This is a genomic window from Streptomyces armeniacus, from assembly GCF_003355155.1.
In the GTDB taxonomy this organism is placed as follows: Bacteria; Actinomycetota; Actinomycetes; order Streptomycetales; family Streptomycetaceae; genus Streptomyces; species Streptomyces armeniacus.
Genome location: NZ_CP031320.1, coordinates 652,961 through 665,595, shown reverse-complemented (window position 1 = coordinate 665,595; position 12,635 = coordinate 652,961). Strand labels below are relative to the sequence as shown.

Sequence of the window (12,635 nt, the reverse complement as noted above, 5' to 3'; positions counted from 1 at the left end):
CTCGCGTACGCCGCGGCCCTGCGGGAGGCACCACCGCACGCCGTACGGAACCCGCCGCACGCCGTACGGAGACCGCCGTACCCAGCCGGTCCGCCGTACGCGTCACTCCACGCGCGGCTCCCCGTTCTCGTCCTCGTCCGGAAGATGCACGTCGCCGATCGCGACGTTGACCTCGACGACCTCGAGGCCGGTCATCCGCTCCACCGCCGCGATCACGTTCTCCCGCACGTCCCGCGCCACATCGGTGATCGGGACGCCGTACTCCACCACCAGGTCCAGGTCGAGCGCCGTCTGCCGCTCGCCGACCTCGACCTTCACGCCGCGCCCGACGTTCGGCCGACCGCCCGGCACGCGCTCCCGTACGGCGCCCAGGGTGCGGGACAGGCCGCCGCCCATGTCGTGCACGCCGGGCACTTCGCGCGCCGCCATGCCCGCGATCTTCACCACGACGACGTCCGCGATGGACGTCCTGCCGCGCGTCGCCGCCGGCTCCTCGGGTCCCGTCGAGCCCGCCCGTACGGTCGTCGTTCCGGCGTCCGCGTCGCCTGCCGGCACCTTCGGGCTCGCGGCGCCGGGGGAAGCTGTACTGGTCGCCATGGGAGGTCTCCTCCGTCGTTGCTCACTCGGTCATCGATCGTCCGCTGGTCGTCCGCCGTCGGTCCGCAGAGCGTCCGCTCTCCTCACGCGCTCTCCCTCACACCCGATTGGACACGCCTGTGCACGGGGCGTCACGCGGAATCCGGATATTCGTCGCGAGGGACGGACTTTCGCGGGTACCCGTACGCCGTCGCCCGTGACGACGCGCTCCCCCGCGTGTCCAAGAGGGCGAGTGAGAGGAGGCGGTGCGTGCCGGAAGACCACGGCGGCGGCCCCCGTACGGTGCACGATCCCGCACCGGACGGGCGCGCCCGGCAGCACCGTACGGTGCCCGTTCCCGACGACGACGCGCTGCTGGCCGTACGCGCCGGGGAGGGTGACGAGAGCGCCTTCGAGGTCCTCGTACGCCGCCACAGCCCCGTACTCCTCCAGCTCGCACACCGGCTGCTCGGCGACCGCGCCGACGCCGAGGACGCCGTACAGGAGTCCTTCGTCAGCGCGTGGCGCAGGCTGCCGGAGTTCCGTGGCGACTCCGCGTTCCTCACCTGGATGTACCGGATCGTCACCAACCGCTGTCTCAACCAGCTGCGTTCCCGGCGGCCCAGCACGGATCTGGACGCCGTCCCGGAGCCGGCCGCCCCCGAGCACGAGGTGTCACCGGTGCGGGCCGCCGAGGCGGCCGTGGCACTCCGGGAGCTGTCCGGCGTACTCTCCCGGCTGCCCCCGGACCAACGCGCCTGCTGGGTGCTGCGTGAACTGCACGGACTGCCGTACGAGGACATCGCGAAGGCGGTGGGCATCAGTCACTCCGCCGTCCGCGGCCGGATCTTCCGCGTACGGCGCTACCTGACGGAGGCGATGGGCGCATGGCGATGAGCGCGGACCACGGGCCGCCGCCCGGCAGCGGCACGCCCGGCGACGGGCCGCCGGGGAACGGCGCGCCCCGAGACGACGACCTGCTGCCCTGCGGCCGCACCCTGCGCGACGTGTGGGAGGCCTGGGACGACGGGCACCTCGCCGACGACCCGCACACCGCCCACTGCCCGCACTGCACCGCCGCGCTGGACGGGCTGCGCGTACTCGACGGCTACGTGCGCTCCGCCCGCTCCGAGGACGCCGAACGCGCCGGCGACACCGGCCCGGACGGCACGGCCGCCGCAGGGGCGGAGGCGGTCGCGACGCGGGTGATGGAGATCGTACGGCTGGAGCTGCGCCCCGGCCGTACGCTGCCGCTCGGCGCCGCGGACGAGGACGCGTGGATCGTGGAGGCGGCCGCGGCGAAGGCGTTCCGTACGGCGGCCGAAACGCTGCCCGGCGTACGGGCGGGCAGCTGCCGTATCACGCCACTCGACCCCGACGGGGGCGACGACGGTGGCGCGGACACCGGCGGCTGGCGGGCGCCGCTGCCGCTGCCGGGCGGAACGGCGCCGCGCGGCCCCGTACGGGTGCGTCTCGACGTTGCGAGCGACCTGTCCCGGCCGGTGCCAGAGCTGGCGGAGGCGGTACGGGAACGGGTCGCGGAGGCGGCGGAAGAGACGCTCGGGATGGACGTGCGGTCCATCGACGTACGGGTCATCGACGTACTCACGGAGAGCGGACAGCACGACGGGGGGTGGCCGCGGTGACGACACAGCAGGACACCCGGACACGCGTGGTGCACGCCGCGTCGGACGCCGCCGCGGCCACGGACGGCGTCGCCTTCCTGCGGCCCGGCCTGGCCGACCTCGTACGCGGCACGGGGAACGGCGCGCGCAAGGGCACCACCCGTTCCCGCGCACCGGGCGTACGGGCCCGGCGCACGCACGACCCGGAGGGCTGGCACGTACAGCTGCACCTCGCGGTCCTGCGCGGCCACCAGGCGGCGGCCGTGACGCGGGCGGTACGGGCGGCGGTCGAGACGGCGGTGCGCGGGGCCCTCGCGGGGCCGCCACCACGTGTGACGGTCACCGTGACGGTCACGGACATCACGTAACGCCGGACGGGCTTGATGTGGCTGAGGCCGCCCCCAGCAGCGGACACGCGTGACCGTGGCTGAGGGCCGTCCTCGAACGCCGGACGGGCCGGCCCGCGGGGCTACGCCCCGATCGGGCCGCCGTCCTCCGCGCGCACCGTGACGACCGACGGCCGCACCGCCTTGCCCGGCCCGTCCGGCCACTGCGACGCCGGCTTGTCCGCGCTCGCGCCGTCCACCTCGCCGGGGTGCTGGACCGCGACCAGTACGCGTTCCTCCGTGACGACCGGACCGCAGACCTCCGCGCCCTTCGGCACCGTCAGGAACTGCTTGACCTCGCCCTCGCGCCGCCCCCGTACGGCGACACCGAACAGCCCGTCGTTGCTCTCGAGCGCGTTGCCGTCCGTCGCGAGCCACAGGTTCCCGTACGGGTCGAACGCGAGGTTGTCCGGGCAGGAGATCGGGCTGACCCGCTCCTTGGGGAAGCCCGCGAAGTACGTGCTGGGATCCTCCGGGTCGCCGCAGACCAGGAACAGCCGCCAGGCGAACCGCGTGCCCGCCGGGTCGTCGCGGTGCTCGGCGAGCTCCAGGACCTGGCCGTGCTTGTTGCCGTTGCGCGGGTTGGCCTCGTCGGCCGGGGCCTTGCCGTCCTTGCCGCGGTCGGTGTTGTTGGTCAGTGCCACGTACACCTTGCCGCTGCGCGGGCTCGGCTCGACGTCCTCCGGGCGGTCCATCTTGGTGGCGCCCGCCTTGTCGGCGGCGATCCGCGTGTAGACGTACACCTCCTCGGCGGTCATGCCGTCCACGTACGAGCGGTCGCCGCCGGCCAGCCTGATCCACTCGCCGCGCCCGTCGAACTCGCCGTCCTCCGGCAGCTTCCCGGTGCCGTCGATCTCGCCGGCGGGGCTGTCACCGCTGAACTTCGCGACGTACAGCGTGCCTTCGTCCAGCAGCTTCGCGTTGTGCTCGCGTACCCGGCTGCCGTGGCCGCGGCGCATGCGCTCCTTGGAGACGAACTTGTAGAGGTAGTCGAACCGTTCGTCGTCCCCCATGTACAGCACCGCGCGCCCGTCGCGGGTCAACCGGGGCTCGGCGGCCTCGTGCTTGAAGCGGCCCAGCGCGGTCCGCTTGCGCGGCGTGGACTCGGGGTCGTACGGGTCGATCTCGACGACCCAGCCGAAGCGGTTGACCTCGTTCGGCTCCTTGGACAGGTCGAACCGGTCGTCGTACGCCTCCCACTTGCGTTCCGACGCGCCGCCCTCCAGGCCGTAACGCGCCAGCCGCTCCTTGGTGGCGGGGTCGGTGACGGCGTCGGCGTTCGCGAAGTACTGGTTGAAGTTCTCCTCGCCGGACAGCACCGTGCCCCACGGGGTGATGCCGCCGCCGCAGTTGTTCAGGGTGCCCAGGACCGTACGGCCCTCCGGGTCGGCGGTGGTGCGCAGCAGCTCGCCGCCGGCGGCCGGGCCGGTCAGCTCGAACGGCGTCGTCGCGGTGATGCGGCGGTTCAGCGGGTGCCGGGGCAGGGCGGTGAGCCGGCCGCCGCGCTGCTCCTCGGCCGCCAGGACGGTGAGGCCGTGCGCGGCCCAGGCGATCTCGACCTGCTCACGGGTGGGATTGTCCGCGTCGTAGCCGCGGAACATCATCACCTCGGTCGTGTACTCGTGGTTGACCACGAGCAGCTGGCCGCCGTGCCGGCCGTGACCGCCGTACGTGCCGTGCCCGCCGCCGTGCGAGAGGTCGAGCACCGCCATGTAGTCGCAGTTGTAGCCGAACTGGAGGGCCTGCGCCCGCGCCGTCTGCCGGTCCGGGTCGAAGACGGGCGCGCCCGCGAGGACCGGGTCGCCCCAGCGGATCAGCACGTCCTGCACGTAGCCCTCGGGAACGACCACGGCGTCCCGCGTGTTGGGCGCGACCGGCGCGAACCGGAGTCCGCGCGCCGCCTCGCCGCCGTGCGCGGCCCCCGCCCGGCCGTCGGCCCCCGCTCCGGGCCGCTGCCCCTGGGCGGCGGACGGCGCCGCGGACCCGAGGACAGTGGCGCCGGTGGCCGCGACCACCGTGCCGACGGCACCGGCGGCGAGCATCGAACGGCGCGACAGGGCACCGGCGATGACGTCGCCGAGGTACTCGTTGCCGCTCTTGTTCGGCACCTCGTGGAAGCAGGCGTCACCGCAGCGGTAGCGGCAGGTGAGGGCGGATCTTCCGCCGGGGTGTGAGCCGACGAACGGCAACAGTTCACGCATGGGTCCCCTCCGGATCTTCGAGCTACGCCGTGCGTGACGCTATGGGCACGGCCCCGCCGGGGGGCGAAGGCGAGATGAATGCACGGTGAACCGGGGCGCGATTCCTTCCCGTTGGGGCGGAGCTGTTCCCTGGGCCGTTGCCTGGGCTGCTCCCTCGGCTGTTGCCTGGGCTGTTGCCTGGGCTGTTCGATCGCGGAGGCACGTCCCGTACGTCGGCGCGACCCGTACGTCACAGGCTCAGCACCAGGTCCCGGACCGCTTCGGGCCGGGACAGGAACGGGTGGTGGCCCGCGTCGAGCTCGACGACGCTGCCTGCCCGGCGGGCGTACTCGCGCTGCAGCCGCGGCGGAGTGCCCCGGTCCTGAGCGCAGACCAGGTACGTCGAGGGCAGCTGCCGCCACGCGGCGGCCCCGGCCGGCTGCCCGGTCACCCGCAGGCTCTGCCGGGCGAGGTGGTCCGCCGCCCGCGCCTGGACCTCGGGGCCGCAGTCGTGCAGGAACGTGTCCACGAGCAGTTCGGGCCGGACCCCGAACGTGCCCGCGTCGGGGTCCACGTCGAGGAACGGGGCGGGGCCGCCGTCCCCGAAATCCGACAGGCTCTGCCCGGCCTCGGGCAGATAGCTGGACACCAGCAGCAGGTGCCGCACCGAACCGATGCCCGCGGCGGCCTCCGCGGTGACGATGCCGCCGTAGCTGTGGGCGACCACGACGGTCGGCTCGTCGCTGTCCCGCAGCACCTGCCGTACCGCGGCGACGTCCTCGGGCAGCCCCGCACCGCCGACGGGGAGCTCCGGGCCACCGGCGGGGAGCTCCGCGCCGTCGGCGGGCCCCTCCGGGCCGCCCGCGGGCAGGCCCGGCTCACCGCAGCTCGGCAGCGGCGGGGCCACGCTCGTCACTCCCCGCTCCCGCAGCAGCCCGGCGGTGCCGTGCCACCACCACGACCCGTCCCGCACGCAGGCCCCATGCACGAACACGACCCTCATCGCTGCCTCCACGTCCACGTCCGGCTTTTGCTGCCTCGGCTGCCCTGACTGTCCTGGCTGCCTCTCTGACGACGATAGACGTAATGGTTGTTACGTGAAAAAGTGAGGGCATGGGCCGACGACCGCAGCCGCACATCAAGGAGAGGCTCCTCGACGCCTGCGCCGACCACGCCCTCTCGCACGGCCTCCCCGACCGGCTGGAGCCGCTGGCCACCGCCACCGGCACTTCCGCCCGCATGCTCATCTACCACTTCGGCACCCGCGACGCCCTGCTGCGGGCCGTCCTCGGGCGCGCGCGGCAACGCCAGCTCGACACGTTCGGCGACCTCCTGCGGGCACGGCCCGGCGAGCCGTACACCGCCACCCTGCACCGCGCCTGGAAGTCGATCACCGGGCCGGAGGGGCAGCCGTATCTGCGGATGTTCGGTCAGCTGCGCGAGAGCGCGGAACAGCAGCTGTGGCCCGACTTCCGGCGCACCGCGACGACCGACTGGCTCGGGCCGCTCGAGGACGGCCTGCGCGGCATCGGGCGGCCGGAGCTCGCGACGCTCGTTCTCGGCGTCATCCGCGGACTCCTCATGGACCTCGACGCGACGGGCGACACCGCCCGTACGGAACGGGCCTTCCGCGACTTCCTCGGCTTCCTCGACACGGCTAGCACCCCACCGCCAACGGCCTCGTCCGCGGCCACGCTCAGTACGTGAAGCCGAGCGGTTCGTCCGCGCCCTTCGCCGAGGCGGGCGTGCTCAGCCGAGCCCGTACACCATCGCCGCGGTGGACTGTCAACTCAGGGTTGACGCTCCTCGAAGTGTCAACCTACCGTTGACACATGACGAATCCGAACCCCGTAGGCATGACGAATCCGGTCCGGCTCGACGACCTCATCGAAGCCATCAAGAAGGCCCACTCCGACGCCCTCGAGCAGCTCTCCGACGCCGTCATCGCGGCGGACCACCTCGGTGAGCTGGCCGACCACCTGATCGGTCACTTCGTGGACCAGGCGCGCCGTTCCGGCGCCTCCTGGTCGGACATCGGGAAGAGCATGGGCGTCACCCGGCAGGCGGCCCAGAAGCGCTTCGTGCCGAAGGGCTCGGGCGAAGCGGGCGATCTCGATCCGAGCCAGGGCTTCAACCGGTTCACGCTGCGCGCCCGCAACGTGATCATGGCCGCCCAGAACGAGGCCCACGCTGCGGGCAACGACGAGATGTGCCCCGCACACCTGGTGCTCGGCCTGCTCGCCGAACCGGAAGCGCTCGCCGCGGCGGCGATCACCGCACAGGGCGTGACGCTGGACTCCGTACGGGAGGCCGCGAGCGCCGTCCTCCCGCCCGCGGCCGACGAGGTGCCGAGCCTGATCCCGTACAACGCGCAGGCCAAGAAGGCGCTGGAACTCACCTTCCGGGAAGCCCTGCGCCTCGGCCACAACTACATCGGAACGGAGCACATGCTGCTCGCCCTCCTCGAGCACGAGGACGGCACGGGCGTCCTGCACCGGCTCGGCATCGACAAGGGCGCCGCCGAGGAGCACATCGCGCAGGCGCTGGCGGCGTACGTGCAGGTCGCGTCGGAGACCGCGGAGGCCGTACAGGGCGAGAAGAGCACGCAGGGCAAGGCGGGTTGAGGGGGACGGGACGGGTGCGGGCGGCGGGAGGGAGCGCCGCCCGCACTGTCACCGCCCCGCCCCGTACGCCGCGGTGACGCCGTGACGCTGTGACGCCGTGACGCCGTGACGCCGTGACGCTGTTACGCGGACGGCGGCGTGCGGACGAACTTGTCGGGCCGGCCGTTCTGCCAGTTGAACGTGAGCGTCTCGCCGCCGTCACCGACGGAGGCGGTGCCGTTGTTGACGCTTCCGCAGTCGGCCCTGACCGCCATGCCGGCGCTGATGGTCCCGTTGCAGGACTTGCCGCCGTTGGTGATGCTGAACGAGGTTCCGTTGACCGTCATCACGACCAACTTGCCGTCCAGGCGGATCGGGACGTACCACTTGCCCTGCACGTTCACGGGCCCGCGGTCTCCTCCGCCGCCGCCCGTACCGCCGGAGCCGCCCGAACCACTCGAACCACTCGAACCGCTGGAGCCGTCGCCGCTCGTGCGGCTGGGGCGGGGGGCCTTGGCGTCGTCGCCCCCGTCGGCCTGGTTCTTCTCGCGGGCCTGACCGGCCTCGTCTGCCTTGTCGGCCTCCCCCGCCTTGTCGGCCTTGTCGCTCGCGCGCGGGCTCGGCGTCGAGGAGGGGGCGTCGCTCTCGCCGCCCGGACCGGCCGACTCCGTGCCGCCGTCCTGACTGCCGCCCGCCTGCGCCGACTTCTCCGGCGCCCCCGAACCCTTGTCGTCGTCCTCACCGCAGCCGGTCAGCGTGAGTGCCAGTACGGCGGCAGCGACGGCGGCTATTGACGTTGTTTTCCGCACGAGAGATTCCTTCATCGGTCACATCGTTGATTCGCGAATGCTTCGCGTTCCCCGCCAGAAGGGGAGAGTGTGGAGGGAGCCGGCCGGCGCACTCGGCGCGGCAGGCGTGGTCGCCCTCGCGTTCATCATGTTCATGAACGGTCAGCAGAGACTGCCATACCGCGTCCGCTCAAGGCCAGGTGGCAGAACATGCTCTGCGGATCAGTTCGGCTGAACTGCCGATAGCCGCCGGGGGAATTCGGATTGCCGCCGGAATGCCGCATGCGCGGCGCGCTTACGCTCGGCCGGGCCATTCCGGCTCCGACACCCCGATGACGGTCCCGGGCGTGCCACCTGAGGCGCATGCCCGGCGCTCAGGGGCGCACGGGAGAAGCGGGCGGCACGCACCGGCCCCGGAATTCCCAATTCGAGTGAATGCGCGACCGGTTCAGACGCACTCAACGGCAGCCGTTGGCTAAAGGCAATGCCGCCTTCCGGACGCGAAAATTCCGTGCGTTTCGCGCCGGAGCACCAAGGGGGCGCACGCGCACAAACGGAATGCAACCCGTCACCCGAATGCGGGACTGGCGCAGGTCAACGGGCCGCTGGTAACGTTCATTTCGCGTTACAGAGACTGAATTTCCGGGGAAAACAGTCCTGTTCGCGATGCCGCCGCGCCACCTCGCGCCGCCCTTCGGACGGACGGCAGCAGCCCGCATTCCTTCCACGAAAGGGGGAGACCATGGCCCACGAGAGCGCACTCGTCGTCGAACCCCTGGCGATAGGGACGCGTCACTTCTGCGCGTGAGGCAAGCGGGGGGACTTCACGGCGGGCGCCGAGAGCTCCCGCCGTGCAGACGCGCGGCTCACGGCAGACGGCCCAGGACAGTCAGGGCCCGCTGGTAGCGGCCGACCGACCAGGCGGGCGGACTTACGCGTCACCTCCCCGACGCATGTCCGCCCGCCGCCGCGGCCAGCGCCAACGCCGGTGTCACCGAAGGCAGCACGAGTACGCGGACGCCAACGCGACCGCGACGGAGGGGGCGTGATGTGGCGGAGCTTCCACATCCACTACTACGACACGGACAAGAGCGGTCTGCTGCTGGACGCCGTGCGTCCACTGGTGGAGCTGATATCCCCGCACGTGGACAACGTGCACTATCTGCTCCACTGGCTGCGGGGCCCGCACGTACGGATCAACGTGCACGCCGAGCCCCATGTCTTCGCCCGTACGGTGCTGCCCGCGCTGGACGCCCTCATACCGCCGTATCTGGCCGAGCACCCGTCCCGTGCCAGGGTCGACACCGCCGCGCTGGCCCACCAGCACCGGCGGCTCGCGGAGCTGGAGCAGGAGCCCGGCACGCTCACTCCGCTGTTCCCCGACAACTCCATCCGGGAGGCCCCGTACGACTCACGCGAGCACATCCTCGGCGGCACCCGGGCCGCCGCCGACCTGCTCGCCGACTTCTACGCCGCGACCACCCCGCTCAGCTTCGACATGGTGCGCCATGTGCGGGGCGACGAGGGGAGGCTGGCCCAGCTGTCCTTCGACCTGCTGATCGCCTCGGCACACGGGCTGTCCGGCGGGGCCGGGTTCCGGCGCGGCTTCGTGTCCTTCCGTTCCCACGCGGAGGCGTTCCTGTCCTGGTGGCCGGAGGCCAAGGGTCTGCGTCCGGCCTGGGACCTGCACTACGTCGCCCATGCGAAGACGCTCGCCCGGCACGTGCGGACAGTGCTGCACGCGGTCGACACGAGGCCTGACCCGGTCGGCGGGTCGCCGTTCATACACCGCTGGCTGGATGCCGCCGGGCCCACGCTGCGCCGTGGCGCCGAACTGATCGCGAAGGGGGAGCTGTCCATGGACCCGCCTGGGGCGGGCCGTTCGCCGGAGAGGGACGAGCCTGTTGCCGAGCTGCTCCGGAAGAGCCCGTTCCAGAGCCCTCGACGGCCGCCGGGCTTCGTGGTCGACCGGAGCTGGTTCGACCAGTACCGGCTGGTTCTCGACTGCACCTACCTCCAGCTCACCCGGCTGGGGCTGCCTCCGGTCGAGCGCTACCTGCTGTGCCATCTCGCGGCCAACACCGCCGAGGACCTGTACGGCGTGATGGCCACGGACGTGCTGCTGCCCACGCCGGGCGAGTTGGCGTCCACCGGTGGCGGCGCCGTACGGAGCGGGCCGTGAAACCGCCGTTCGCGGCCCGGCTCGACGGCTTCCACGCAGCGGGCGAGCAGACAGGTCCGCCCGTGAACGGCCACGCCTCGATGATGGTGCAGGTGCTCGAAGTGCTCGCCGCACGCGGCCTGGTGCGGACCACGGAGCTGGCCTCGGACGGTACGCCACCCGAGCCGCCACCCGAGCCGCCCCACGAGCCGCCCCACGAGCCGCGGTCCGAGCCGGTGGACGAGTCACCGCCCGAGCCGCCGCCCGAGCCGGTGCATGAGCCGGTGCATGAGCCGGTGCATGAGTCACCGTCCGGGCCGGCGTCCGGGCCCGTGCACCGGCGGGGCGGCGGGCCCGAGCGGCGCGGGCAGCGCCAAGGCGACCGCGGGCTCCGGCCGTTCGCCGAGTCCGTGCTCGGCCCCGAGCGCGCGTACGCGGCCCTGGACCGTTGTCGCGGCGGCAAGGTGCTGGTGATCGGCACCGGGCCGCTGGTCGCCGACTGCGTACGCGCCCTGGCCCGTAGCGGGGTGACGGACCTGGCGACGTCTCCCGACGCGGCCCCCGGCCGCACCGCCCGCTCCTCCCGGCGGGAGGCCGCTCGCGCCCAGGGGCACCATGTCGAGCTGGGCGGCGCCGACTTCGTCCTGCACGCCTTCGACTCGGCGGCGCTCACCCGCGCCTGCGTGCTCGCCGCGGCCTGCGCCGAACGCGGCGTCCCCCTTGTCCAGGCGCTGGTCTCGAAGTGGTGCGTGCTGCTTGTGGCCGGCGGCGGGCCGGACTGGTCCTCGGTGTGGCGGCGGCTGCGCGCCCCGGACAGGGCGGCCTTCCGCGCCGCTCCCCGGCTCCCCGCGCACCGGGTGGTGGTGCAACTCCTCGCGAACCAGCTCGTGTTCGAACTCTTCCGCACGGTGACGGAGACAAGCGCGGCGCCGGAGACCCCCGACCCCCGCGTACGGGCGCTCGACACGCGGTCCCTGGAGCTGACCCGGCACCATGTCCTGCCCCACCCCCGCACACGCGACGCGGCACCGCAGTCCCGCGCGGGCTTCGTCCGTGCCGTGCAGGCGCTGCGGCACGGACCCCGGTGGTCCGACGGGCTGTTCTCCGCCCGGGTGGCGGCGGCGGTCGACCGGCGGTTCGGGCCGATCCGCAGCCTCGACGAGGGCGGCCTCCCGCAGTTGCCGCTGCGCATGGCGCGCGCCGTCGTCGCCGATCCGTCCTCCGACCGTCGGCACACGGTGATCACCGGCCATGGCCCGGACGCCGCCACGGCGCACCGCCGGACGGCCATGCGGGCAGTCGCGGCGTACAGCGCGCTGGCGCCCGACCCGCGCCGCTTCGTCACGGCGGCGCCCCATATGGGAGGGGAGCGCGCGGGAGGGGAACGCACGGGAGGGGAACGCACGAGCGGGGAACGCGCCGAGCTTGCCTCCGGCGCCGAACCGGCGCTGTGGGGACTGCGGTTGCACGACGGCGAGCCGTGTCCCGTCGACGCGTACGCGGTCTTCCCCGCGCCGCCGCAGGAGTTCACGGCGCGGGGCGGCTACACGGCGGTCCGGCCGGGTGAGCCCCGGCTGGAGGCTCCCCCGGACCTGCCGCTGGGCGTGTGCTTCGGCCGCGACTGGACGGAGATGGTCACCGCCGGGCTGCTCGCGCACTGCCGGGAGTCGGCCCTGGGCGCCGCCGAGGCCGAGTTCGTGCCGCTGGACGGCTGGGACGTGCGCGTCCCGGACCCGGCGAGCAGACGCTGCCGGCGGCTGCTCACCGCCCATGGCCACCAAGTCGAGTGCTTCGATCTCACCACCGCGACCGGCGGCGTGCCGGCCGTGGGACTGGCGCTCGACGGCACGGTCGTGGAGGTCGCGTGCGGTCTGCGGCTGGCCGACGCCGTGCGCGACGGTCTGGAACGGCTACTCGCCCGCACGCAGTCCGGTGGCCCGTTCCCGTGCCTCGCCACCCCGCGGGCGAACGGCGGCCGTTGGGCGCCGCCACCCGACGTGACCGTCACCGAGGTCGTCGCCGCGCTGCGCCGCCGCACCGGCGGGCTCCCGGTGCTGGTCCCGCTCGACCACGACCCGGCGATGGTCCGCATCCTGCCGTACGTGGGGCGGGTGGTGCTGACCGACGAACCCGGCTCGCGGGCGAGGGAGGCGGGGTGACCGAGCGCGGCGGGGGCAGACGCGCAGCCGGTTCCTGGCGGAGTCGCTACTGCTGTCCGCGCCGGGCGGGGCGGGTGGCCCGAGGCGACGCCCCAACAGACGGGCGGTGTACGGCCCGTGGGGGCCGTACACCGCAGTCACCGCTTCGACGGGGCGC

General features: G+C 73.3%; 11 protein-coding genes. 7 read left to right on the top strand and 4 right to left on the bottom strand.

Annotated elements, in window-relative coordinates:
• Positions 1 to 102 precede the first annotated feature (102 nt).
• Positions 103 to 597 (bottom strand): Asp23/Gls24 family envelope stress response protein, encoded by a 495-nt coding sequence (locus DVA86_RS02800; protein WP_208875483.1) that lies wholly within the window; start codon positions 595 to 597, stop codon positions 103 to 105.
• 327 nt (positions 598 to 924) lie between these two features.
• Here DVA86_RS02800 and DVA86_RS02795 point away from each other — a divergent pair, with 327 nt between their 5' ends.
• From DVA86_RS02795 to DVA86_RS02785, 3 genes are read left to right on the top strand one after another with little or no spacing between them, the layout of a single operon-like run.
• Entirely contained in the window at positions 925 to 1,473 is a 549-nt protein-coding gene (locus DVA86_RS02795; RefSeq protein WP_208884328.1) for an RNA polymerase sigma factor, read from the top strand.
• Complete coding sequence (locus DVA86_RS02790) at positions 1,464 to 2,222, top strand: Asp23/Gls24 family envelope stress response protein (protein WP_208875481.1); 759 nt, start codon at positions 1,464 to 1,466, stop codon at positions 2,220 to 2,222. Before DVA86_RS02795 ends, DVA86_RS02790 begins: the two co-directional genes overlap by 10 nt.
• Positions 2,219 to 2,569, top strand: a complete 351-nt coding sequence (locus DVA86_RS02785; RefSeq protein WP_208875479.1) for an Asp23/Gls24 family envelope stress response protein — start codon at positions 2,219 to 2,221, stop codon at positions 2,567 to 2,569. Before DVA86_RS02790 ends, DVA86_RS02785 begins: the two co-directional genes overlap by 4 nt.
• A gap of 101 nt (positions 2,570 to 2,670) precedes the next feature.
• On the opposite strand, the gene DVA86_RS02780 is transcribed toward DVA86_RS02785, so the two are convergent.
• Together DVA86_RS02780 and DVA86_RS02775 are read right to left on the bottom strand one after the other, a co-directional pair.
• Positions 2,671 to 4,788, bottom strand: coding sequence for a PhoX family protein (locus tag DVA86_RS02780; protein ID WP_208875478.1), 2,118 nt, complete (start codon positions 4,786 to 4,788; stop codon positions 2,671 to 2,673).
• Positions 4,789 to 5,017: 229 nt separating this feature from the next.
• The gene (locus DVA86_RS02775) at positions 5,018 to 5,770 is read right to left on the bottom strand and encodes an alpha/beta hydrolase (protein ID WP_208875476.1); all 753 of its coding nucleotides are present in this window, start codon (positions 5,768 to 5,770) and stop codon (positions 5,018 to 5,020) included.
• A gap of 110 nt (positions 5,771 to 5,880) precedes the next feature.
• Between DVA86_RS02775 and DVA86_RS02770 the strand changes: the two genes are divergently transcribed.
• Together DVA86_RS02770 and DVA86_RS02765 are read left to right on the top strand one after the other, a co-directional pair.
• A complete protein-coding gene (locus DVA86_RS02770; protein ID WP_208875474.1) occupies positions 5,881 to 6,474 on the top strand; it encodes a TetR/AcrR family transcriptional regulator in 594 nt (197 codons plus the stop codon).
• A 125-nt stretch (positions 6,475 to 6,599) separates the two neighbouring features.
• Positions 6,600 to 7,391, top strand: coding sequence for a Clp protease N-terminal domain-containing protein (locus DVA86_RS02765; protein WP_208875470.1), 792 nt, complete (start codon positions 6,600 to 6,602; stop codon positions 7,389 to 7,391).
• 122 nt (positions 7,392 to 7,513) lie between these two features.
• Here the strand turns inward: DVA86_RS02765 and DVA86_RS02760 are convergent, their stop codons facing one another.
• Entirely contained in the window at positions 7,514 to 8,194 is a 681-nt protein-coding gene (locus DVA86_RS02760) for a hypothetical protein (protein WP_208875469.1), read from the bottom strand.
• Between the two features lie 1,012 nt (positions 8,195 to 9,206).
• Between DVA86_RS02760 and DVA86_RS02755 the strand changes: the two genes are divergently transcribed.
• Together DVA86_RS02755 and DVA86_RS02750 are read left to right on the top strand one after the other, a co-directional pair.
• Positions 9,207 to 10,340 (top strand): thiopeptide maturation pyridine synthase, encoded by a 1,134-nt coding sequence (locus DVA86_RS02755; RefSeq protein ID WP_245997526.1) that lies wholly within the window; start codon positions 9,207 to 9,209, stop codon positions 10,338 to 10,340.
• A complete protein-coding gene (locus tag DVA86_RS02750) occupies positions 10,337 to 12,478 on the top strand; it encodes a hypothetical protein (RefSeq protein ID WP_208875465.1) in 2,142 nt (713 codons plus the stop codon). The genes DVA86_RS02755 and DVA86_RS02750 overlap by 4 nt, the downstream gene beginning before the upstream one ends.
• Positions 12,479 to 12,635 lie beyond the last annotated feature (157 nt).